The organism is Ruegeria sp. BHSB172 (assembly GCF_059613165.1).
The window spans coordinates 15447-38805 of sequence record NZ_JBXWRZ010000031.1 but is presented as its reverse complement, the minus strand read 5'-3'; the positions used below and the strand labels follow the sequence as shown (position 1 = coordinate 38805).

General features: G+C 56.0%; 18 protein-coding genes and 2 pseudogenes. 7 read left to right on the top strand and 13 right to left on the bottom strand.

What is annotated here, in order from left to right:
• Window positions 1-113 precede the first annotated feature (113 nt).
• Window positions 114-728: pseudogene (locus AC2FM3_RS13450) on the bottom strand (recombinase family protein); the annotation flags it as partial.
• Window positions 729-864: 136 nt separating this feature from the next.
• On the opposite strand from AC2FM3_RS13450, the gene AC2FM3_RS13445 reads away from it, so the two are divergent.
• Window positions 865-1239: a hypothetical protein gene (locus AC2FM3_RS13445; RefSeq protein ID WP_496682644.1), complete on the top strand. Its 375-nt coding sequence runs from the start codon at window positions 865-867 to the stop codon at window positions 1237-1239.
• A gap of 182 nt (window positions 1240-1421) precedes the next feature.
• On the opposite strand, the gene AC2FM3_RS13440 is transcribed toward AC2FM3_RS13445, so the two are convergent.
• From AC2FM3_RS13440 to AC2FM3_RS13430, 3 genes are all read right to left on the bottom strand, one after another.
• A complete protein-coding gene (locus AC2FM3_RS13440; RefSeq protein ID WP_496682641.1) occupies window positions 1422-1613 on the bottom strand; it encodes a hypothetical protein in 192 nt (63 codons plus the stop codon).
• Between the two features lie 72 nt (window positions 1614-1685).
• Window positions 1686-3176: a DUF1254 domain-containing protein gene (locus AC2FM3_RS13435; RefSeq protein ID WP_496682638.1), complete on the bottom strand. Its 1491-nt coding sequence runs from the start codon at window positions 3174-3176 to the stop codon at window positions 1686-1688.
• Window positions 3177-3347: 171 nt separating this feature from the next.
• A complete protein-coding gene (locus AC2FM3_RS13430) occupies window positions 3348-4364 on the bottom strand; it encodes a helix-turn-helix domain-containing protein (RefSeq protein ID WP_496682635.1) in 1017 nt (338 codons plus the stop codon).
• A 629-nt stretch (window positions 4365-4993) separates the two neighbouring features.
• On the opposite strand from AC2FM3_RS13430, the gene AC2FM3_RS13425 reads away from it, so the two are divergent.
• Window positions 4994-6916, top strand: a complete 1923-nt coding sequence (locus AC2FM3_RS13425; protein ID WP_496682632.1) for a DUF3604 domain-containing protein — start codon at window positions 4994-4996, stop codon at window positions 6914-6916.
• Between the two features lie 427 nt (window positions 6917-7343).
• Here the strand turns inward: AC2FM3_RS13425 and AC2FM3_RS13420 are convergent, their stop codons facing one another.
• Together AC2FM3_RS13420 and AC2FM3_RS13415 are read right to left on the bottom strand one after the other, a co-directional pair.
• Complete coding sequence (locus AC2FM3_RS13420; protein WP_496682630.1) at window positions 7344-8990, bottom strand: adenylate/guanylate cyclase domain-containing protein; 1647 nt, start codon at window positions 8988-8990, stop codon at window positions 7344-7346.
• Between the two features lie 142 nt (window positions 8991-9132).
• A complete protein-coding gene (locus AC2FM3_RS13415) occupies window positions 9133-10182 on the bottom strand; it encodes a GFA family protein (protein WP_496682628.1) in 1050 nt (349 codons plus the stop codon).
• Between the two features lie 362 nt (window positions 10183-10544).
• On the opposite strand from AC2FM3_RS13415, the gene AC2FM3_RS13410 reads away from it, so the two are divergent.
• On the top strand, window positions 10545-11072 hold the full coding sequence (locus AC2FM3_RS13410; RefSeq protein ID WP_496682626.1) for a tyrosine-type recombinase/integrase: 528 nt from the start codon (window positions 10545-10547) through the stop codon (window positions 11070-11072).
• A gap of 121 nt (window positions 11073-11193) precedes the next feature.
• Here AC2FM3_RS13410 and AC2FM3_RS13405 read toward each other — a convergent pair whose 3' ends face one another.
• From AC2FM3_RS13405 to AC2FM3_RS13395, 3 genes are read right to left on the bottom strand one after another with little or no spacing between them, the layout of a single operon-like run.
• Window positions 11194-12435: an efflux RND transporter periplasmic adaptor subunit gene (locus AC2FM3_RS13405; RefSeq protein ID WP_496682624.1), complete on the bottom strand. Its 1242-nt coding sequence runs from the start codon at window positions 12433-12435 to the stop codon at window positions 11194-11196.
• A 5-nt stretch (window positions 12436-12440) separates the two neighbouring features.
• The gene (locus AC2FM3_RS13400) at window positions 12441-14795 is read right to left on the bottom strand and encodes an ABC transporter permease (RefSeq protein WP_496682621.1); all 2355 of its coding nucleotides are present in this window, start codon (window positions 14793-14795) and stop codon (window positions 12441-12443) included.
• A 16-nt stretch (window positions 14796-14811) separates the two neighbouring features.
• On the bottom strand, window positions 14812-15537 hold the full coding sequence (locus AC2FM3_RS13395) for an ABC transporter ATP-binding protein (RefSeq protein WP_496682649.1): 726 nt from the start codon (window positions 15535-15537) through the stop codon (window positions 14812-14814).
• 621 nt (window positions 15538-16158) lie between these two features.
• Here AC2FM3_RS13395 and AC2FM3_RS13390 point away from each other — a divergent pair.
• Window positions 16159-16755, top strand: coding sequence for a Spy/CpxP family protein refolding chaperone (locus AC2FM3_RS13390; protein ID WP_496682619.1), 597 nt, complete (start codon window positions 16159-16161; stop codon window positions 16753-16755).
• A gap of 140 nt (window positions 16756-16895) precedes the next feature.
• Here the strand turns inward: AC2FM3_RS13390 and mgrA are convergent, their stop codons facing one another.
• Both mgrA and AC2FM3_RS13380 read right to left on the bottom strand, forming a co-directional pair.
• Window positions 16896-17927, bottom strand: coding sequence for an L-glyceraldehyde 3-phosphate reductase (gene mgrA, locus AC2FM3_RS13385; protein WP_496682647.1), 1032 nt, complete (start codon window positions 17925-17927; stop codon window positions 16896-16898).
• A gap of 293 nt (window positions 17928-18220) precedes the next feature.
• Window positions 18221-18980: pseudogene (locus AC2FM3_RS13380) on the bottom strand (IS5 family transposase).
• Between the two features lie 379 nt (window positions 18981-19359).
• Here AC2FM3_RS13380 and AC2FM3_RS13375 point away from each other — a divergent pair.
• From AC2FM3_RS13375 to AC2FM3_RS13365, 3 genes are read left to right on the top strand one after another with little or no spacing between them, the layout of a single operon-like run.
• Window positions 19360-19896: a histidine phosphatase family protein gene (locus AC2FM3_RS13375; RefSeq protein ID WP_496682617.1), complete on the top strand. Its 537-nt coding sequence runs from the start codon at window positions 19360-19362 to the stop codon at window positions 19894-19896.
• A gap of 24 nt (window positions 19897-19920) precedes the next feature.
• A complete protein-coding gene (locus AC2FM3_RS13370; RefSeq protein WP_496682615.1) occupies window positions 19921-20160 on the top strand; it encodes a hypothetical protein in 240 nt (79 codons plus the stop codon).
• Window positions 20161-20191: 31 nt separating this feature from the next.
• Window positions 20192-20896 (top strand): IS6 family transposase, encoded by a 705-nt coding sequence (locus AC2FM3_RS13365; RefSeq protein ID WP_496682613.1) that lies wholly within the window; start codon window positions 20192-20194, stop codon window positions 20894-20896.
• A gap of 290 nt (window positions 20897-21186) precedes the next feature.
• Here AC2FM3_RS13365 and AC2FM3_RS13360 read toward each other — a convergent pair whose 3' ends face one another.
• Together AC2FM3_RS13360 and AC2FM3_RS13355 are read right to left on the bottom strand one after the other, a co-directional pair.
• Complete coding sequence (locus AC2FM3_RS13360) at window positions 21187-21960, bottom strand: outer membrane protein (protein ID WP_496682611.1); 774 nt, start codon at window positions 21958-21960, stop codon at window positions 21187-21189.
• Window positions 21961-22002: 42 nt separating this feature from the next.
• Window positions 22003-23115, bottom strand: coding sequence for an HlyD family secretion protein (locus AC2FM3_RS13355; protein WP_496682608.1), 1113 nt, complete (start codon window positions 23113-23115; stop codon window positions 22003-22005).
• Window positions 23116-23359: the final 244 nt, after the last annotated feature.

The following is a 23359-nucleotide window of genomic DNA, read 5'->3' as shown; positions in this document are numbered from 1 at the left end:
CTTCAAGTCGGACCGGGCCGCCGCACTTGCCGAGTGGCGGGGTCTCTGCGCCGATTAAGGGACAGCCATTCTGTCCATGTGGAGACCGGTTAGCATTCGTCTGGCAGCACCGCGGGGCCCGGGACCAGTGTGACGCGATCCGTTTGGATGCTTTTGTGCTCGCCGCGCTGGAGAATGCCTTTCGCGACCCCATGCTCGTCAATCAGCATGCGCCGCAGGCCGAAGCCGGGCGGACCGCCTTGACGATATCCGAGTTCGATCAGTCTGCATTGGCCTGTGAAGACCTTCTGCGACAGCTCGCGGCTGTATTCTCCGGCCATGGCGCGCTTGACGCCTTTGACGATCGTTGAGACCGGGCTGCCATCGTTCTCGAACTGCTCGGCGCAATAGATTACGGAGATGCCGGCGCGCTTGCAGATGTATTCGTAATAGGCGCTTTCGTCCGCATCCTGAAACCGACCCCAGCGGCTGATATCGTAGACGAGCACCGCTTCGAAATCGGCTTTGCCGGACTGAATATCGTCGATGAGCTGCTTGAGCCCATCGCGGCCTTGGATCCTTAGACCGCTCTTTCCCTCATCCGAATAGGTGCGGACGATCTCGATCCCGCGCTGCTCAGCGTAATGCGCGATCGCGTCCGACTGGTTCTCGGTCGAATAGCGTTGGTGCTCGGTCGACATCCGGACGTATTGAGCGGCGCGCCGAGGCTGCGCTCCCCTTGGCGCCATTGCGCCTCCGTCATGTCCGTACCTCCAGCTCAAGAACCGAGCCTTTCATTTTTCGCCTTCGGCAAGTCACGGGAAATGCCTGTGATTCCATGGGGCCGAAGCATAGACGCGGAGGTTCGGAAAAATGTTTCCTAAGATGGGCAAGACTTTTCCAGATGACGACGAGAGGAAGGTCGATCGATTAAAATACCAAATGGCAATTGCAGCCGCGCTGAAGCGGGAGCTCGGCGGATCTCATCGGGCGATCAAGATCGTGATGCGCTGGACGGGTGTCTCGGAGCGAACAGCCAAGAACTGGCTCGCGGGCTCCCACGGTCCGGCTGGAGAGCATCTGGTCGAGCTCATGCGGAATTCGAACGAGGTGTTGGCTGCGGTGCTTGTGTTGGCCGGACGAGGCGAGTTGAAGTTTGGGGCGGGACTTCACGAAACTCGCGAAACCCTTCTTCAGGTGCTCAATGTCTTGGACGGCCTTCTCGGAACTTCCGAGGCAGGGGCTGGTGAAAACGAGTAGGCGGTGTTTCGTGCCGGTGGCGCGGTACTCCTGAGTAGAGCGACGTTCGGTTCGAAGTCGCTTCGCTCGATCCAAACCGAAGAAATTCAGAAAGTTAGAAATTTGCCCGGAGTTCGCCGGGTGTTCTCGCGTGCCGCCATTTTAGTAGAGACTGGTTCGCATTGGTCTCCCAGAACCGCCACTCATACCTGTCTCACTCCATTGATACTTTCTGTCCCGGATTTCTGTCGAGACTTCAGCGGTTTACCATAGCCGTTCACAAAATCATGGGTGAACGATAGCGGGCCAATCCGGGTGTCGATCGTTTCCTGTGCCATAGCACCTCCCATAGCGAGGCTTAGGGCAACTGCGGACGAAGAAAGAAGCTTGTGCATGGTGCAACTCCTAAAAAAAAACCGAAACCTTTCGGGCGCGCCGTCGCGACGCGCCCATGGACGTTTTGAGGTTCATTCGACCTTCACGAGGTCGTCCGGCTTCCACGTCTGATCGTAAAACGGCAGTTCCGCGCCGTAGAGTCGAAGGATCGCCATAAAGTTCCGACCGGGCACCGTTTGGATGAAGTTGGTGTCGGCCACACCTTCTGGCTGTTCGGGGCCAAACCAGATGTCAATCGATCCATCCTCGTTGGTATCGACGTCATAATAGCTGTTTGTTGACGGCAGCAACTGTTCGGTTTCAGGCATCGTGCCATCGGTTAGGTTGTAGGCGGTCACGGCCCAGAAGTTGGCCGCGGGCGGGTTGGGGGGCAGATGCATCCGGTACGTGTTGGAGCCGTCGAGGAAATTCCCGTCCACGTCGCGCACCGTTAACGGATACTTCGAGCCCGAACCGATTGAGCGCTGGACCATGGCAGGTGCCGAAGAGTAGGCGTACATGAAGAACCCGGCCCTCTGATCAACGTCGAGATAAGTGTCCTGCATCCACTCGGCGGTCGCCGCGGCCCAGGCGCGCTCGTATTGGCGATCGTCATAGTAGAGATGCCGCCCGTCGTCGCGACCGAGCTGTTTGGTGGCGAGGATCATTTTCGGGGCCGTCTCGACCGCCCGGAGCAGGATCTCCTGCTGGCGTTCGGTCGGTTCGAAAGGCTGGCCCTTGACGATGCCGATGGAGGCCAGGACGCCTCGCAGCTCCGGGTCGATCGCCGTCACCGGCTCGTAGTCGACGAATTCCTTGAGCTTGGTCCAGAACGCGTTGTCGACCGGGTACATCATGTCGACGCGCTGGCCGCTGGCGTTCGGGAACTCCATCGGCAGCACGTTCTTCTCCTCCGCCCAGAGCGGGTAGATCCGGGTCTGTTCGGCCAGCGCTACCGCCGGAGCGGGGTCCGGAACGCCGTCGCCCTCGGCCATGATCGTGCGGAAGAAGAGGAAGACGTTGTAGGTCGAGGACTCGAAGGTGAAGTAGTTGTCGGGCACGTGCCCGTCGTAGTTCGGGGGCAGCAGGAGGTAGAGCCCGCCGCGCGCCCGGTCCGGTCCACTGGCGCCCACGTCTGTGAGGGTGCGCTGGAAGAAATCGGTGAACATGCCGATCACGTTTGGCGGCGCCGCGACCACAAGCGGGCCGGTTTCCTTTAGGTCCAGGTAGGACATCGAATAGATCACGTCGGCGTTGGGCGTAGGGACCCATGTCCGGCTGTCCATCCGGTCCTTCCAGATGGGCAGCACGTTGTAGCCTTCGCCGAAGGCGGCTTCCGACCCGTCGCGCATTCCGATCGTGTTCACGGCTGGCAGCATCGTCATGTAGGCGTGTATCGCGCGCTGATAGTACAGTTCGTCGCGGAGCTTCTCGGCCTCTGCGGGATCGAGCCAGTTTCCGTCGTTGATCTGATCGACCAGCGGAGACATGGGCGCTGCATCCTGAGCGAAGACCGCCAGCGGACCGAACGCAAGACAGAGCGCCGCGACGGCGGCGCTGCTTTGAAAGGCAATTTTCATCATGTTGCGACCTCCCTGTTGCTCACACCCCCTCGCACAGCGAATCGGGCCGAAGGTGGTATTCCCGAGCGTCGACGGGTTTGTGATTCACCCGATAGAATATTCAGTGAGGTCAGCGCGATATATGCAGATCCTGCCAATGTGCCGCGCAGCGCGCGCCGGACACGCTTTGGATCACTGAGTCAGCCCGTTCCGGGACCTCTGGCGCGCGACTGTCTGTGACGGGAGCTCCCCGAAGAGGTTGCGGTACCAGCCTGACAGCCGACCGGCTTCGCCGATGCCCCATAGATGGGCTGTCATGGCTATGGTGCAGGCGGCCTCAGGAACCGAGACGAGGTCATTCCGAATGCGGTGAAGCCGCAGCCGGCGAACATAGCTTTGCGGCGGTTCGCCGATGAGCTCGAGGAACGCGCGATAGAGTGTACGCTGCGACGTCATCGCCGCCTTCGCGATATCCTCGACGCGGATCGGCTCTTGCAGGTTGGCGGCGATGTAGTCGCGCGCCATCGCCACTATCCGGGAATAGCCCCGGGTCGCCACGGTTCCGGCAAGAATGCGAGGTGTCCTTGCACAATGATTGATCAGCAGCCGGAGGAGCGCCTCGCAGGGATCGCGCGAGATCTCGCGCCCGAGGTGAATTCGATCGAGGTCGTTCCGCACCGAAGCCAGGTGGCGTTCCGCGAGTATTTCCCGCCGAAATCCCGACCCACCCAAGGTGGCCGCGTCCAGAACAAGATCATGTTCCGCGGCTTCGGCCTCCAGTTGCTCGAGGCTCAGCGTGGCGGCCGCGTAAAGTGAACCCGGCCGGTACCGCGAGTCGTGGGTATCGCCAGCGCGAAAGACGCCAACGCTGCCGGTCGCCACCGGCTTGTGCCAATGCCATGAGCCCGGTGGTATCCGCACTCCAAGGCCCAGCGTCACTCGGTCCTCGGACAGCGGTCCCACCAGGTTCACGTCACCGTCGATCCTGCCGCTTGTGAACACGATCCCCCGGCGCTCTGCAAAGGCGAGACCGCCGGTGACGCCTCCGCGAGACATCTGCACCGCTTCGAGACCTGCGCCAAGCACAGCATCGCGCAGGTCCTCGATGCGCCCGATCTGAACGATGGACCAAGCCGTCCGGTCAGCGTCGGTCGTCTCGGCTCGGGGGGCGCCATCTTGCGCAGCCGTCTGATGACCAATCCGCTCCATCCAATCCCGCATGCATCGGGAGCATGCCCTCACCACCTATCCTCTTCGGAAAAAGATAGCCGTTTTGGACTTCTTTGTGAAGTTTCTCAACGCTCAGCGAGTGTTCTGGAAAGGATTGGTTCGGCCACAGGCCAACCACGTCGCTGCCAGTTGCAACAGAACGGGATGACCTTTCAATACACTTCTAGTCTCACATCAAACAGGGGCTGAGGGCCGAGAGATGACCTGATCCGCGTCGACAGGGGCAGCGAGTTCATCTCTCGCGACATGGACCTCTGGGCCTACCAGCGGTATCACGCTCGGCTTCTTGCTGCAGGGCAACCGCGCCCGCCATCTCTGTTGCTCAAGCCCAGATACTGAAACCGGTTAATGGGAGAACGACAGCTTCGTCCGCACACCAGTCATCTGAAAAAAAGCCTCAGATGACTGAGACGAGCCCAAGGCAGACGTGAATAAGCTTCAAAAGAGGTCCCGGGTAAACAGCATCCGGTTTCCCTAGGAGATGGTCCCGACGTCCGCTTTGGACGCAGGCATCAATCTGGAAGTTTCCAAGAAATTCGATTTTGTCGATCAATTTGCGGCCGTTTCGTGATATGATTTCCGCGGAAACCGGTGTGGGGAGGTTCGCAATGAAATCATTTCTTTCAATGACAACGGCACTTGGGGTCCTGGGCGCCGCTGCATTCGCATTCGAGCCGACGCCCGACGGTTCGAGCCTCAGCAAGGCTTTTCCCGGTAAGTCCTATTCCCCCTACGCCCAACGTGGGATACCCGACCGGCCTCTCTGGGGGGATACGCATTTGCATACGTCCACTTCGTTTGATGCAGGTGCTTTCGGCAACCGTTTGGACGCGCGGGCTGCCTATCGCTTTGCCAAGGGTCAAGAAGTGCAGGCAACAACCGGCTTCATGGCGCGGCTTTCACGGCCGCTCGATTGGTTGGTGGTTGCTGACCATTCCGACAACATGGGTCTCTTCGACATGATCTATGCACAGGACCAATCCATCATGTCGGATCCTGAGGGTAGCCGCATCGCAACCATGGTGGCGAATGGCGGCGACGAAGGGGTGGCAGCCGCTCTGGAACTCATCGACGCATATTCGCGTGGTGAGGTGATTTCTCCGGTGCTTGCGGTCCAGGCAGGATCAAAACCCTTCCGCTCTGTCTGGCAGCGCCAGATTGAGGCCGCAGAAGAAGCTTACGAACCCGGTCTTTTCACTAGCTTCATCGGCTATGAATGGACCTCGTTGATCCAGGGTGGAAACATGCATCGCGTCGTCGTTTACCGCGACGGAGGCGAAAAGGCTGGCATGATGGATCCGTTCACCACCGAGGCACCCCTTGGTTCCATCAATCCGCGCGACTTGTGGAAATGGATGGCGAACTATGAAGATGTCACGCGCGGAGACGTGCTTGCCATCGCACATAACGGCAACCTGTCAAACGGCATTATGTTTCCTGAGACCGCGCAGTATGATGGCCGGCAACTGGATGCAGAGTATGCGCAGACCCGTGCAATGTGGGAACCCGTCTACGAAGTAACGCAGATCAAAGGGGATGGAGAGGCACATCCCTTCCTCAGCCCGAACGACGAGTTCGCCGATTACGAAACCTGGGACAAGGGCAACCTGAACTTGTCGGAATTGAAGACCGACGACATGCTTGCCGGTGAATACGCGCGTGAGGCGTTGAAAACCGGGTTGCTTCTGGAAACGTCGCTCGGCACCAACCCCTACAAGTTCGGGATGGTTGGATCGACTGACAGCCACACATCACTCGCCACTGCTCAGGAGGATAATTTCTTTGGTAAGCATTCCGGGGCCGAGCCCAATCCTGAACGCCCCGGGCATATAGTCGCCCAGTTCGGAGACGTGGCAATTTTGGGCTGGGAAATGGTCGCATCCGGCCTCGCCGCCGTATGGGCGAGTGAGAACACGCGCGAAGCGATCTTCGATGCGATGGAGCGCAAGGAGGTCTATGCAACGACGGGATCGCGCATCGTGGTACGTTTCTTCGGCGGCTGGAACTACACGATGGATGACCTGACCTCGCGGACCCCTGCAACGGCAGGCTATGCCAAGGGCACTCCGATGGGCGGGGATCTTCCGCCGCCATCCGAAGGTTCGGAAGCGCCAACCTTCATGGTCTATGCGCTGAAGGATCCGATCGGCGGAAATTTGGATCGCATTCAGATCGTCAAGGGCTGGCTCGATGCCGACGGCGAGACACACGAACAGGTGTATGACGTGGCCTGGGCCGGTGATCGGGAGCCGGACGCAAACGGCAAATTGCCCTCCATCGGTTCCACCGTCGACGTGGAGCGTGCCACCTGGACGAACTCGATCGGGCAGGGTGAGATAGGAACGGTATGGACCGATCCTGACTTTGATCCCTCTCAATCGGCCTTCTATTACGCCCGGGTTATCGAAATCCCGACCCCGCGCTGGACGGTGTACGATGCTTTCCGAATGGGCGCGTCGCTGCCTGACGATGCACCGACGGAGACGCAAGAACGTGCCTACACGTCACCTATCTGGTACACGCCTGGCTGAGCCGAATTTCTCGGTTAAGTGGTTCTCCGGAAGTACTGGCACGGTGCCTATTAATATCACCAGTCGTCCCCTGAAAAAGGGTGAGCCCAAGGCGTTGGTGTCGGTCGGTTACCCGGTTCTAAGATTGCGCAACATGCGGTTCAGAATGCAGACATTTACTTCCTTCGGAAAAATGAGTGCTTGCGCTTCTGTGCGGTCGACTGCCGGTCGGCAGGTTTGTCCGCATAGCGGAACTCGGGGTGTTTTTCAAAAATGACCGCTTTCGACAGAAACAGACATTCAAGCCGACGAAATCGGGGCGACGTTGTGCGATGTCTGCTTTCACCGAGACCGGACGTCCAGCAAACTAAGGTCTATGTCCGAGTTGCGGACGAAGCGGGCATTGACGAGGCGCGCCCAAAAAGATCCCTCTTGCTGTTCGCAAATATCAGGTGCCGGGCTTCAGCTTGTCCGAAATCCAGCGAAACTCGGGCGGCAGAACTGGCAGCTTGGTTGTCATCATCGGTTCCGGGGAGAGCTTGCGGGCGGCCGTCAAGCAAGCTTTGGCCATTTTTCCCATCTGCATTTCATTGAGGGCCATTGCGCGGAGTTTCAGGTGACCCGCTTCGTTCGGGCGCAGGTCAGAAGCCGCGGCAGCATCTTGGGCGGCTCCTTCGAAGTCTCCCGCGCAGAACCTTGCTACACCTCTCATGAACAGCCGGTAAGGCTGAAGCGGGTTCTGAGCGCCTCGTTCGATCAACCGGGAAAAGGCGGCATCGGCACCCTCGAAATCGGACTCCCGAAGGAGGATCTGCCCTCTGAGCTCGTAGTTCTCGAGATACGCCGGATTGATTTCTGCACTTCGCTTCAGATCAGCTCGGGCGCCTGGGACGTCGTCATCAACGGCAAGCCGGAAATACGCTCGGGTCCAGAACACGTAGTCACTCTGCGGCGACTGGATGACCGCCGTATTAAGGTCCTCGGCATAGATTTGTCGTAGGTCTGCTGGCAGGTCTTGGTAGCGTGCTCCATGCAGCATGATCTGGGCTTCTACCCGCATGCAAAGCGATACCGCATCATACGGATTCAGTGAAATCGCACGTTCCATGAGAGCGAGACCATACGTCCAGCTCTCCATCGTCACTTTGTAGTATTCGTTGGCCGCCCGTGCCCTGAGTTCCGAGACACTCAAATCCTCGAGTGGGATTTCGACCAGGCGATCCCCGTCGAATGCATTGGTTTGCAGACGCAGATCACCCTCCGCCAGTTCGAGCACTTCGTCACAGAAGGCAAAGATATCCTCTGTCGGCGCCTCGTATGTTTGCGACCAGACAGGCCGGGCATCTGCCCGTGAGGTCAAGGTCACAGTCAACCGGCCCCTTCCCCCGGCTATGCGCAACCGTCCGCGCAAGTCATAAGTCGCCTTTTCCACGTTCTTGTCGGAAGCGTCGAATATCAACACGCCCTTGCGACGCGAGACACGAACGATCAACTGGTCGCGCAAGTCGCCGGCCACAGCACCAGTTTCTGGATCGATCGGAGCGAATTCGAAGGCCTGCACTGCGATTGAAGGAACATCGTCCAGCTTCCGTTTTAGACCGGGAGCCGGGCGCCACTGATACAGCCTGACCGGTTGCGAAATGTTCTTCAGGTTGAACGTGCCTGCGTCGCTAAGAAGCTTGGCGCGGTCGCTGGACAATTGCCGAAACAGATCTTCCGACACCATCACACCTCCCGGCGGTGCTTCAGTCTGGATACGCTGCGTAATATTCACACCGGCACCGTAGAAATCATCTTCATCTTCAACGATCTCACCCAGGTGACACCCGATCCTCAGCTTCAGTTTCCGGTGATCGTAAAGGTTCGTCTGCACCTGAATTGCGCTGTCTAGAGCCGCACTGATGGACGAAAAGGCGATGATCCAGCCATCGCCCATACGTTTGAGAATCTCGCCGCCGAAATCAGAAAAGACGGGCTCTAGCTGCTTGTTCTTAAGCTCACGAACCGCCTCGATCGCAGCGTCTTGATCGGCGCTCATCATTCGCGAGTATCCGACCATATCGACAAACATCAATGTCGTGATCCGTGAACGCATCCAGTTCCTCCGCCGTCCAGCCTAGCAAGAACGATCGGATCGGCAAACTGACAACATGTGGGGACGACTTCTTCGGATAGCTGACCTTGGTTTGATCATCGTCTACTTCCGCTATACGGACAAAGCAGAAATCGCTCCATCACTAAAATACTGCAGGTGGCTTAGCCAAAGGTCCCCAAGTCTCGGGGTCTGGTAGACCGACACTTGACCACGCTTCTTGCAAAACTCTGGAGTCTGAAGATCTTGTCCGCGGCAAATCATCCAAAATATCAAACCAAGGCATTTTGCTTTCTATTCCGGAGTGGACCGAGGGTGCAAAGTTTTCTGGTTGGTCGAGGCTCGAAGTATGCAGGACCAGATAGGCCGTTTCTCGTGGCTTCACGAGCTTATAAGTTAGGCTTGCCCCGCATTTGGCACAAAAGCCACGATTTGCTATCGGCGTAGTTGCGAAGTACCGAGGTTCCTCGGTGAGAAATCGAACAGCAGAAGCGGGAAAGGCCGCCCATGCATTAACTGCTGAGCCAGAAAATTTTCTGCAACAACTACAATGGCAATACCCTGTGCTTATGGCAGGCGCGTTTATTTCATATCGGACCAACCCACAGATGCAGCCACCAGTTATTAAGGTTTTGGCCAATTCATCTTCATCAAAATCCAGAAAACCTCCTTCTTTCCCGGGTTCTGAAATGGTCATGTAGACATGTATTGGACTATCAGTTCTCTTGAGTCTTTTGTGACCGCAATCCGCCAGCGGAAGATCTATCTTGCCAGCTATTTGCGCCATCACTTCCCCTGAAACCGCGATTCCGCCTGGTTCCGCTATTGCCTCAAGCCGTGCGGCAGTATTTACGCCCTCGCCGAGTATATCATCGCCGTGCACAACAACATCACCGAGCGAAACTCCGACGCGTAAAATGAGTGGGTCGTCACTATTCGATTGGCGTGCTTCGCGCGCGCACGCTCTTTGAATGTTGATTGCACAATTGACCGCCTCAAAGACACTCGAGAACTCAGCCAAAAAGCCATCGCCAGTAGACTTAAAAACACGACCGCGGTTTGCTTCCACCTGCATGCCGATGATTTCACGTTCTAGTCGAACCAACTTAGCTAATGTTCCGCCTTCATCTCGTGATACCAATCCCGCGAAACCGACTATATCGGTGGCCAGAATGGCCGCTAATTTGCGTTCCATCTCCGTTGCTCCGAGCCAACAATCTCCAATTTGTGCCTGCTTACTGTAGCATAAAATCGGCCGCATCGAGCTACGGTAGCTGAGGTGTTAATTTCCAGTTCTGAAAGACCGTTCAGGGCTCTCTGCCGCCTTGCGGCGATGCAGCAACATGCAACGCAACCTCGAATCCGGAACCGGCCATTCACGGTCTGGGCTAGAATCACCCCGTCTACACAGTGTCGACGCCGGGAGCGAGAGGGACGGATTGAGGAAATCTCATGTCCTAAGTCCAACTTCCCGCTGTCAAACCGAAACGCCGCCCGTGGAACAAAGGGCGGCTTGCGGGCCAGAAACGCCCGCTGCTCCCAAAGCAGGTATGGGCGATGCGCGCCCGCCTCGAACTGGCGGGGAATCTCAGGGACCTCGCCCTGTTCAACCTCGCGATCGACAGCAAGTTGCGTGGCTGCGATCTCGTCCGGTTGAAGGTCGCCGAATTCGTGATTGGGGGCAGTGTCCGCGATCGTGTCTCTGTCATCCAAAGCAAGACACAACGACCAGTCCAGTTCGAGGTCTCTGAAGACACGCGTGAGTCCATCTGGAACTGGGTTTCGTCTTCCGAGATGGTCGGGTGTGTGTTTCTGTTTCCCAGCAGGATCCATGATCGACCGCATGTCTCGACCCGGCAGTACGCGCGGCTTGTCCAGGACTGGGTGTCGGCAATCGGCTTGGACCCGAGCGGATACGGCACGCATTCGCTGAGGCGCGCCAAAGCCGCTCAAATCTATCGAAAGACCGGCAACCTTCGTGCGGTCCAGCTCCTGCTCGGACACACCAAAGTAGACAGCACGGTTCGATACCTTGGGGTCGAGCTCGAAGATGCGTTGGCAATCGCCGAGAAGATCGACATGTAAACGATCGGCGAACGGTATAAGATGCCGTTCGCTTTCCTAGACCGGACGGACAGCCAAGGCCCCGCCAACGACTACTTCGAGCCCAAAACAGAAATGGTCAAACCGCCCGAAAAAAGACCCGTTACTTTATCTGCCTATTTTCAATTCGCGAGCCGTCAATCAGATTGGCTGATGGAAAAAGAACCACCCTATCACCCGGCTCCAATCCACTTAGCACTTGAGCTTCGACACCATTGTTTTGGCCGATGTCCACTTTCTTTAGAACTGCGCGGCCGCCAGCATTGGCAAAGACGGCCCAATTCGCTTCCTGTCGAAACAGCGCAGCTGAAGGAACGATGGTAACGTCTTCTTGTTCCCAGACGACTATGCGGACTTCGATACGATATCCGTGTCCCAAAGTCCCTCGAACCTCGCTTGGACCGTCGAATTGTATCGTGGTTTCAACCCGCTGTTCCTCTACTCCCAGTGCTGAGTACTTCGTGTATCCATAGGGGTCAATCCGGCTAACTGAACCACTCAGATCGCCAAGGCCGCCCCAATTGGTGATAATTACACGATCCCCTTCGCTGACCTGCACCGCTTCTGACGACAAGAGTTCTGCCACTACTTCGAGGTCGCCTTCGATGTTTCCGATTTCTAATATCGGCTCACCAGCCGGGAGTGTTGTTTCACTTTTCTGGATAACTTTCAAAATAGTTCCGTCTATGGGTGCGCGCAGCGGAATGCTGTAGGAGGGCGCCCCGCTATCCTCAAGCGCTTCGGCTAGACCTGCGTCATCAAATCCAATCAATCGCGCGCGCGCATTGGCCAGTTCTGCCTCTCGCATCGCGATTGCAGCCTGGACTGTATCGAGGTTGGCTTTAGCGATTCTGGCGGCCTGCTCGGACCTTTCCATCGTGACTTTGCTTGCTATGCCTTTAGCAACAAGCTTTTGTGTGCGCTCAAGTTCGCTTTGCGCGAAGTCGTCCGTAGCCAATGCCGCGTTTAAATCCGCGCGGGCAACCCTGAGCGCTGCTTCGGCGGCGCTGACCGCAGCAAGTGCTTGCTCGCGGGTACGTACATCCAGAGCCGATGGATTGGCCGGCGTCATGCGGGCAACGATCGTTTCACCACCGACGACACGGTCACCGGGCAGAACCGTAACACGTTGCAGTTCACCGGCAATAGGGGAAGAAACGACATAGGGTTCCTTAACCCTCGTTTTGCCTTCTTCGTTGATGGTAACAATCATATTGCCGCGTTCTACCGTCGCAATATCGACCAGTATCGGGCGCGGCCAGAAAGCGGCAAGGAGAGTAACCGCAACCACAATCGCTGAAACAATTGTTAAGATCGACCGAGAGTACCTTTTTCGCGCGCTCACGAATGCTACTCCCTTGATTTGAGTGCCAGAACCAGATCCGACCGATCCACATTGCGTTTAACCAACCACCCTGAAAGCAATGCTGCAATGACCACAACCACAGTAGCTTGCCCAAAACTCCTGAAACTAAAGTAGGGGGGGATTTGGTACAGGTCCGTACTGAAACCTTGAGAGACCGCAATGGTCAAACCATAGCCTGCTAACGCCCCTAAAGGCAGCGCCAGCAACGTGACGACGGCCAACTCACCTAGCAAGACGAAGGCTACTTCTGTTCTTGTGAACCCCAAAACTCGCAGCGCTGCCAGATCCCGGACGCGTTCGGCTTGAGCGACACGAGCTGCATTGTATATTACACCAAACGTTATAACCCCGGCAATCAAGGCCATAATGTAGCGCATGGCGCCTGCTCCTTCGTCCATCACTTTCTGAAACGCACCTCTAGTATCAGATTTTAGCGCCACACCCGCCACCATTGGCATGTCCTTGAGCTGTTTGTAAGTCTCCTCCTCAAGATACTTGTCAGTTCGTATGAATGCTCCGGATACTCGATCCGGTTCGCGGAGAACACGGTTCAGTGCGGTTATCTCCATGTATGCCGGCGATCCCATGAGGCTTTCGGAAATGGCGACTACGGGCAGTTGCAACACAGGACGACGACCTTCGCGTACGTCAACGGAAAGCCAGTCACCCGCTCGGATGTCGAGAATTCTAGCGAGGCCTGATGAAAGAATGACCCCATCCTGGCGCATCGGGATCGATCGTTCAGCACGGTCGATTGCGCGGTTCAACCTTGGAAATTCAGTCAATCCGGTAATCGCACCGCGATAGGAAAGACGACCGTGCTTAAAGATTGCGGGCACGATGCGAACAGGCTCAACTTCAATTACTCCTTCGATTGACTGTACGTCGAACAGGCTTTGGCGAGAAATGGGGTTGATAAAACTGACGGACACGTTGCTCCGATCCATGATATCGAAGGTCAGCTCAGCCATTCTGTCGAAACTTGCTAGAATTGAAGCCATTGCTGCTGACAGAGCGATGCCGGCGCTGACGCCTGTTATCGCGCCTATCATTCGCACGGGCTGGCGCGTAAGCCGGCGCAACACCATTCGAGTTGGTTGGTCCAGATACCCGGCTAAGGCTTTTCCGATTTGCCCGCTTCTGCTGTAATCGGCTGGCGCCGCGGCCCGCATCGCCACTGCAGGTGTCAAGACAAATACCCTACGCAACACCACCATCCCTCCGACCGAAGATGTCATAATACTCGCTAAAAATCCAAGCGTAACGCTCAGAGGTTCCAGTCGAAAAACTAAAAACGGGAATTTGTAATAAACGAGGTAGACATCTATCAGCGCGCGTCCGGCAACTATTCCCAATATTCCACCTACAATGGCTCCACCCCCAGCAATTATCAGGACCATTTTTAGATAGTGGCTTCCAACCTCCCAATTCGTGTAACCGAATGCTTTCATCAATCCGATTTCTTCCCTTTCAGAAGCCACCAAACGGGAAATGACAATGTAAAGAAGAAACGCAGCGACGGCCAAGAAGATCGGGGGGACTGTAGCAGACGTACGGCGCAAGCCGTCAATTTCTTCTAAAACAAACTTGTTCGAGGCAAGATCACTAAGCGGGAACGCGCCAAGTCCCCCGAACTTGTCCAAGACCCTATCGGTTGCACGAAGGATCGCAGGTGTTTCCGCTCCGCGGCTCAACGAAAAGAGGGCTTCGTTGAAAGCTCCGTTCAGGTCAAATGCCGCCTCCATAGCTGGACGACTGAGCCACAGAACTGCAAATCGACTATCGTCAGGCACCATTTCTCCCGGCGCTGCGGCAAAAAGAAACTCAGGCGACATTGCAAGTCCGACGACCTCGAAGTTTCGCCGCGCCCCGTTCATGGTTGCAGAGATCTGATCTCCGGGTCTTAAGCCGTGAGCCTGCGCAAAGCTTTGCAAAACAATTATTTCATCAGGCCGCTCGCGAGAGAGGTGTCGACCATCGGTCAAATAGATCAAATTCAATTTGGCTTCGCCGATTTCGGGAAGCGAAATGGCCAGAGCGCGAATGGGCAGTTCTATATTCGGTAAGTCCACCAAAGCCTGCCCGACCACTCGGGTGTCGACCGATGAAACTCCAGGTAAATTCCGTAAGTCTTCGGCAATATGTTCTGGAGCTGCGACAACCGGCGCAAAAACGTCTGCAAGACGATATCTTTCGTAATACGCCGTACGGGTCTCATCCAAGCTGACAACCAATCCGGACTGCATGACTTGCATCAGGACGCCGAGTGCAACAACTAAACCGATCGCCGTAGCCTGACTTTTGATGTGCCACAGATCTCTAGCGAGCTTTTTTGCCATTGCAGACATTCTGCAGCTACCACTCGATATCTTCTGGCGCGACTTTGGAGGTGTTTTGCGTAACTTCGATTACAGCGCCATCACCAAAGCGGATGACCCGGTCAGCCATGGCTGCCTGAGACGTCGCGTGGGTCACAATCAGAACAGTTGCACCCAGCCGCTCATTCACATCTTTCAGGACCTGTAAAACAGTCCTTCCCGTTTTACTGTCTAAGGCACCTGTTGGTTCATCGCAAAACAGCACGTCTGGCTGTTTCGCAACCGCACGTGCAATCGCGACGCGTTGTTGTTCGCCACCAGACAACTGGGCGGGGAAGTGATCAACGCGATCGGTCAATCCGACGAGCGCAAGCGCGTGATCAGGGTCCATTGGGTTTCGTGCGATCTCCGTGACAAGCTCAACATTCTCTCGAGCAGTTAGGCTAGGCATTAGATTATAGAATTGAAAAACAAACCCCACGTGATCTCTGCGATACCGGGTAAGTTCTTTGTCTGACATCAAAGTCAGATCTTGGTCGCGAAAGTGAATGCTGCCGTCGGACGCTCGATCTAGGCCTCCGAGAATGTTCAGCAAGGTCGATTTTCCGCTGCCTGAAGCGCCAAGTAGCACAACGATTTCTCGTTCCGGAATGTCCAGATTTACTCCGCGCAATGCGTGCACGGCCGCAGGCCCTTCGCCGTAGACTCGCTTTAGGTTTCTTATTGTATATGCATTCTTTTCCACGTCTGTAACGTAGCGCATTGTAGGTTTAAGGTACATTTGAAAGCGTTTCCGCTTGACACGGAAGGGAGTGCCGCTTCGAATTTCCAAAAAATGGAGACTCTGCTGTGTAATGGATACCATTTTTGGTATTCCACGACACCATAGCGGTTCGTGGCTGCATAGCTATGGCCAGCAGCGCCAATCTGCTGACTTTCAGAAAAAATGTAGCGGGGCGCAGGAAATTAGACCCCAATAGCCCTCGGCGGATAGTATTTGGCGTTACTCAGGTTGCCATCTACACGCGCCGGTAGCCTTGAATTAAGTCAATGATAACTTGTTCCGTTGAAGGCTTCGCCTAAGCCGTTGATTGCTGAATACAAGCGACCGGCAGTTTTGTTCGCAACTCGGACGTAGAGCATGATGCCATGTGCGTGTGCTGTCGGCGGGAAGCTGCTGTTTCCGCTGAAGATCGCGGTTCAGCGACTGCCAACCACCGCATTCAAATAGACCGGACGTTCATCGAAATCCGGGCTATGGCAGCAACGCGGGACTTAGCCGCCATTCGTTATGGCGCGCGAACGACGGCTTGTGTACTACGCGGGAAAATTCATACTGTCTTTGTATTGGCGAATGCCGCGCTCTTTTTGTAGGGGAATGCCCATGAAATTCGTTTTGTCGATGGCGGTTGTTCTATCTGCGATGCCTTTGTCGGCGTTATCACAGGATGATGGGCACAAGCATGGTGGTACACCGTACGCCGGTTTCGAGACACGTGAGATCAAAAGCCTATCCAATCAAGATATAGCTGAGCTTCGCCGGGGCGGCGGTTGGGGACTGGCGCTTCCTGCGGAGTTGAACGGCCTTCCTGGCCCCGCTCATCTGCTGGAGCTTCAAGAAGAGCTTGCGCTTTCAAATGATCAAGTTGCTGAAATTACGGCGTTGTTTGAAGAAATGAGAACCGAAGCCATCGCGGCAGGAGAAAAATTTATCGCTGCTGAAGCTGCGGTGAGCGCAGCTTTTGAAGACACCGAAGTTTCAGAAGATGAGCTCGCAATTCTTTTGGCTAAAGCTGCTGAAGCCCAAGCCGCTTTGCGTATGGTTCATTTGTCGAGACATCTCGCGACACCAGCTCTTCTGAGCGATGATCAGATCCGAAGATATAGCGTACTGCGCGGCTACTCAGATGATCCATGCGCCAATGTCCCAGAAGGGCATGACCCAACCATGTGGCGACGCCACAACGGTTGCGATGGGTAGGCCGATCTTCGTTCGTCTTGCAGATACGGAACTCTGGGCCGACGGCCCTTGTTAGCTGGTTGGTCGAACTAAAGGATATTCAATCCGCCAATAACTGTATGCTTTGAAGGGCGTGGGTTTTGCTTACGTTCTAAGGATGGTCATTCTGTTTCTGACGACCGCGCCCACAAATTGATATCTTCTTCCGAACTGATTTCATCGATCTTTTTGAGCTCGTCAGCACTGAAGTCGAGATTATCGACGACGCGTGCGCAATCGACGATTTGTTCCGGCCGGGACGCACCAATAAGTGCGGTCGTTACACGCCCACTTCTGAGCACCCAGGCCAGGGCCATTTGCGCCAGAGTCTGCCCGCGTTCCTCGGCCATGTCGTTCAGAGCACGGACACTTGCCAGAGACCGCTCGTTGATCATGCCATCGAGCAATGACTTCCCTTGCGTGGCACGGCTACCACTCGGAATACCGGTTAGATACTTGGAAGTCAGAATGCCTTGTGCCAGCGGCGTGAATGCAATCGATCCTACCCCAAGGTCGTCCAGTGTATCGAGCAAACCGTCCCGCTCTACCCAACGGTTGAGCAGGTTGTAGGAAGGCTGGTGAATCAAACAGGGCGTCCCAAGGTCGTTGAGAATTTTCACGGCCTCGCGCGTGCGTTGGGAGTTGTAGCTCGAGATGCCTGCGTAGAGCGCGCGACCCGACCGTACGATATAATCCAACGCGCCCATTGTTTCTTCGAGAGGGGTATCGGGGTCAAAGCGGTGGGAATAAAAGATGTCGACATAATCAAGCCCCATGCGCGCGAGTGATTGGTCACAGGACGCAATCATGTACTTGCGTGACCCCCATTCCCCATAGGGACCCGGCCACATGTCGTAGCCTGCTTTGGAGGAAATGATCAGTTCATCCCTGTAACCCGCGAAATCCGTTTTTAGGATCTCGCCAAATGCCTCTTCGGCTGAACCGGGTGGTGGACCGTAGTTGTTCGCCAGATCAAAGTGAGTGATCCCATGATCAAACGCGGTTCGACACATGGCGCGCTTGTTTTCGTGCGTCGAGTCCGCACCGAAATTATGCCACAGGCCTAGGCTGACAACCGGAAGCTTCACACCGGATCGCCCACATCGCCGATACACCATCCGCTCATAGCGGTTCAGCGCTGGGGTGTAAGGAATGGGTTTTGGCTTTGGCGGTCTTTGAGCTTTGGTCATGCGCACATAATCAATGGATTGTCGGGCCTGTCAAACGGATCACCTCCAGCAAGATCGACGCGACTCATTTTCGTCCTATTGGTTAGCCTTGCTCCACGTGTGAAAGATTCCACAATCCGATCATTCGCATTCATCGCCAACTCTCAAACGCAGCCAATGAATCCTATGGCGAACTACACTGCGGCGATGAGAAAAACACAGGGGAAGATTTTGAGGCGTGAACCGGAAATTGCCGGTCTGTCGCTTAGGATCAGGACTCATAGCCAGTAAATGACGAGTGCTGCGAGGGCGATGGCTGACAGGAAGACCTTCGGGCATCTGTCGTATCGCATTGCGACACGCCGCCAATCCTTCAGCTTGCCGAACATGATCTCGATCCGGTTGCGCCTCTTGTAGCGGCGCTTGTCGTACTTGACAGGTTTCTGCCGCTGCTTCCGGCCAGGGATGCAGGCGCCTATCCCTTTGTCTTTCAACGCTTCCCGGAACCAGTCGGCATCATATCCGCGGTCCCCGGGCAGCCAGTCGACATCGGGTGGGTTGCTCAGCAATGCGCGTGCGCCGATGTAGTCGCTGACCTGACCGGCGGTGACGAACAGGTTGAGTGGACGTCCCCGGCTGTCGCAGATGGCATGCTACTTGGTGTTCATGCCGCCCTTGGTGCGGCCAATCAGGCGTCCACGCCCCCTTTTTTTTGACGCCCAAACTGGTCGCGGTAAGGTGGGCCTTCAGGTAGGTGGCGTCGATCATTATGGTCTTCTCTTCGCCGTGAGCGGCAGCCAGACCTGCCATCATCTGGGCGAAGATGCCTTTGTCGCTCCACCGCTTCCAACGGTTTTGGAGGGTCTTGTGTGGGCTACAGGCAGAAGGGGCATCGCGCCATCTCAACCCATTGCGATTAACGAAGATAATTTCACTCAACACGCGCCGGTCATCGACGCGGGGTTTGCCGTGGGACTTCGGAAAGAAGGGCTCGAGACGCGCCATCTGCGCGTCGGTAAGCCAGAAAAGATCAGACATGTTCACCGCTCGTTTTCGAGCCGTGAATCACGCTGCTGGACGAAAATCAATGGGTCCTGACCCTAGAGAAAAGTCTCCTGTTTCGGCAGACAGTTTCACCTTGTCTCGGAGCCGCAGCCGGACCAGGCCCGTTGCCAGCAACCGGCACAGCTCGGCGCGGCGTTCGGTCGGGGCCATCCGGTCGGGCGGCAGCGGGTTGGACCCAAGTCGCGATGTGTTGATCGCGTTTCGCATGGGGCAACGCTACCCGCGCGCCCGTCGAAAACAATGCAGTTCAATGGTTTGCGGGGATTAAGCGGAGGGAGGCGGACGCATGCGTAACGACCGCCGCCGGATTTTGTGGTCTGGAAAGCCAAGGCGGGCCGCCTAGGTTCTGCTCATGCGCCTGATCACATTCATCCTGCTTCTCCTGCCCGCATCGCTTTTTGCCAACGACTGGGACGCCCTGGAACAACCTGGCGCGATTGCGATCATGCGGCATGCTCTCGCCCCCGGAACGGGCGATCCCGCCAATTTCGAACTTGGGAATTGCAAAACCCAGCGGAACCTTGACACGCGCGGCCGCAACCAGGCCCGCGCGATCGGTGCGGCCTTTCGGGAGCGTGGGATAGAGTTTGACCGGGTGCTGACGAGCCAATGGTGCCGGACCCGCGAAACCGCCGAACTTCTCGATCTCGGGCCCGTGGTGGACGCGCCTGCGTTGAATTCGTTCTTTGGCAAATACGAGCGAAGAGACAGTCAGACCCGCGACTTGCGGGCCTTGTTACGGGAACAGGATGGCCGGGTGATGCTGGTGTCGCACCAGGTCAATATTTCTGCGCTCGCGGGGCAAGCAACGCGATCCGGTGAGGTCCTGATCATCCGGCAGCACGAGGGCGACATCGAGGTTTTGGGCAGCATCCTGTTGGATCCCTGACGGACCCTTCGCGCCTTCGTTACCTTGATCCGTTTCGACGCAGCCTATCATGGTCTGTTCATGACCAACCGGCGGCAGTTCAACGACTATCCCCGGCTCACCGACTACGTCACGCGGATGCTCTACTTGCCCGGCGTGCGGGAAACGGTGAACATGGATCACATCCTGCAGGGCCACTATTCGATTAAGGCGCTCAACCCCAATGGGATCGTGCCGAAGGCACCCGATCATATCGCGGGGCGGTGTCAGAGGGAATCTGGTTGAGCGGAGCAGGGCGGTCTCATAGCGTCTTGGGATGACGAAAGACGACCCATTCAAGTATTTCCGAACCAGCCGCGAGATCATCCGCCTGGCGGTCATGATGTACGTGCGTTTCCCGCTGTCGCTCCGCAATGTCGAGGATCTGCTGCACGAGCGCGGTATCGACATCAGTCACGAATCCGTCCGGTTCTGGTGGAACAGGTTCGGCCCGATGTTCGCTTCCGAGATCCGGAAACGTCGGATCGAAGGGATGAAATCGAGCCGTAGGCGTTGGCATCTCGACGAGATGTTCGTGAAGATCAATGGGGAGCGGCACTATCTTTGGCGGGCGGTCGATCACGAGGGCGAGGTGCTGGAAAGCTACGTCACAAAGACCCGGGACAAGAAGGCCGCATTGAAATTCCTCAAGAAAGCAATGCGTAAACATGGTCGGCCCAAGGTTATCGTGACCGACAAGCTCCGGTCCTACGGTGCCGTTCTGCAAGAACTCGGCGCTGACGAGCGGCAGGAGACGGCCCGCTGGGTGAATAGCAGAGCTGAGAACTCGCACCTACCATTCCGACGACGAGAACGGGCAATGCAACGTTTCCGCCGGATGCGAAGCTTGCAGCTGTTCGTTTCCGTCCACGCCTCTGTCTGCAACCATTTCAATTCGGAGCGCAGCCTCTACTCAAGAGCCAACTTCAAGAAGAACCGCGCCGACGCTCTTGCAGAGTGGCGTCAACTCGGCGCGGCATAAGGGACAACGATCCTGCCCTTGTAGAGACCAGTTCGAATCTGTCTGACAGCACCGAGGAAGGTTCTGTCGTAAACATAGGGCTCGCCGACGGGATCGAGTTCATAGAGACCTCGTGGTACGCGCAAAGGAAACGGGAAATTTTCAAACCCTCGCACAATTGGTGTCGGGCCTCGCGCCTAGGTCCGTCGTTCTTGGTCTTATTCAGCGTCAACCAGTGGGGAAAACAAGAGGAATCCAAGGGAAACAAGCCGCCCCCAAATCCTCAAGTTACTGCACATTACAGAGCCACACTAAAAACGGGCTTTTACACCAAAGACCGGACCATGCTGACTGACATCATAGGCAAACGGGCCGGTTGCCAGAGTCGTCGAGTAGTCCATACTGAAATAGCGGTAGCCGAAGAAGATAGACGTGCGGTCCCAAGGCTTCCAATCGAAGCCGGCATTTATTCCTACTTGAAGATCGTTGCCGCCTGCGCCAAAGCCGCCAAGATCGAACGATGCGATCGCTGCCCACTTTTCGTTCAATTCCCACATGCCGCGTGCGCCAACGACGGGTTCCCACCAGCCTTCGTCCCCGCCGAGTACAGGCGTCGGTACCGGTGATGTGATCGTGATCTCCTGCCGGAGCGAGTTGTAACGCGCGCCAAACTGCAGATCGAAGGCCTGCCGTTTCCCATTTGCACCTGTCAAATCTGCAAATTTGTAGCTTGCCATGAAAGCGGCCCATTTCTGCCGAATGTCAGCATTGAATGTCGCATTCGGGATCGGCAGCGCTCCGTCAGCTTCAAGGGCAACATAGTTCGCGTCGAAAATGAACCCCCAATCACCACGCCAAGCCTCGAAGCGACCGGCAGCAGCAAAGTCCAACAGGTCCAACGCATCTCCCAAGTCCAGATCAAGGGGCACAGAGGTTCCTGCGATGGTTGACGTGCCGCTGGTTCTTGCAGGAAGAAACGCATAAAAGGCCAATACATACCGCCAGTCTTGTTCATTTTGACCGGACCGCGAGAAGGGTTCAGCATGCGCCATGCCCGTCCACCCCAACGGCAGAAGGATTGTCATAGCAAGAAGCCTGATTGAATTCATAAGCATTTAGATCCCTCTCTATAGATAATTCATTTGCTTGGTTAGCCAGAACAGAACGCGCGCAAGCGGCTCTATCGGCCCCGCTTCATCTGTGATCAGCATAGCAGTGCCACTCACACCAAGTTTCGTGGCGTGTTCTGGCAGATCACCTGGTAAAACAAGACGAACCACGAACTGATCGGCGCCCAGCAGTTGGCCGATTGAAGGCAGGGTCCCCGTCGCACCTCCCAGAGTTCCCTCAGCTGTTCCGGGAGCAATGGCGTCCACCGTCGTTTTAAACGATGTACCGGGCAGAGCTTGAAGGGCCACCGAAACCTCAGCACCTGGCAAAAATGCATGAGCACCACTTTGGCTGAAAACACCTGTCAGTGCGCGCTGCTCATTCGGCACAAATGCGATCGCGGGCTGCAAGCTGGTTACTCGCTGACCGGCGCGAAGGGTCAAAGCCGTAATTATACCGTCTGAGGGGGCCAACACTTCGGTTTGCTCAAGATTCCATTTGGCAGAGGCAAGAGCTTGCTGCGCCTGAGCGACCGAAGCGTGCACTCCGTCCACTTGAGACGCAATTTGAATTTCAATTCCAAGTTTCCTTGCTTGTGCTGCGTCAAGACTGGCTTGCAATTGCTCTATCTTTGATACGGCTTCCTGCATCTGGAATTCCGTGCTGGCACCTCGCTCTGACAACAGAACAAGATCATCTCGTCGTTGATACCCAAACACGAGTTGTTCGTTGAGAAGATCGATGTCGGCCTCGGCACCTGCTAGGTCCGCTTGCAGACGCGAGACGCTGGATTGAGCATCAACAAGAGCCGCTTCAAGGCGCGCAACTTCCAGTGCGAATGGAGCTGGATCTATTCGAAAGAGCAGATCACCCTTTGCAATCCGAGTGTTTGACTCGGCTGCGACCTCTACGACAGTCCCCGACACATTTGGAGTAATTTCTATCGTGGTTCCCTGAACGGTCACGCGACCTGTTGGCGCAAGGTAGTTTAGTGCACCTATGACGACCAAGGCGATAACAAGGCCAATCGTAGCCACGACCGTCTTAGACACTCCATTCCAAGGCAACCATTTGAATACGCCGAAGATCAAATAAACCAGAAGGGCATAGAGGCTTAGAACAATGAGCACGTCTTAGTGTCTCCTACCAAACTTAAAGTGAAGTGTTTGAAATTTGATGGGCAGAACAAACATTTGTTGCAGCAGCCACAGCAACAGGTATTTGCACCACAGAAAGTGAGCGGTACGTGAAATGCCGCGCGACAGAGGGCGGTATCGCCAAAGCTGGAGAACCAACGTTCCTTTTTTGAGAGCAATTTTCGCACGAAGCCACCCAGCGATTCGACTACTCAATCATTAGTGTACGTTTCCGTCT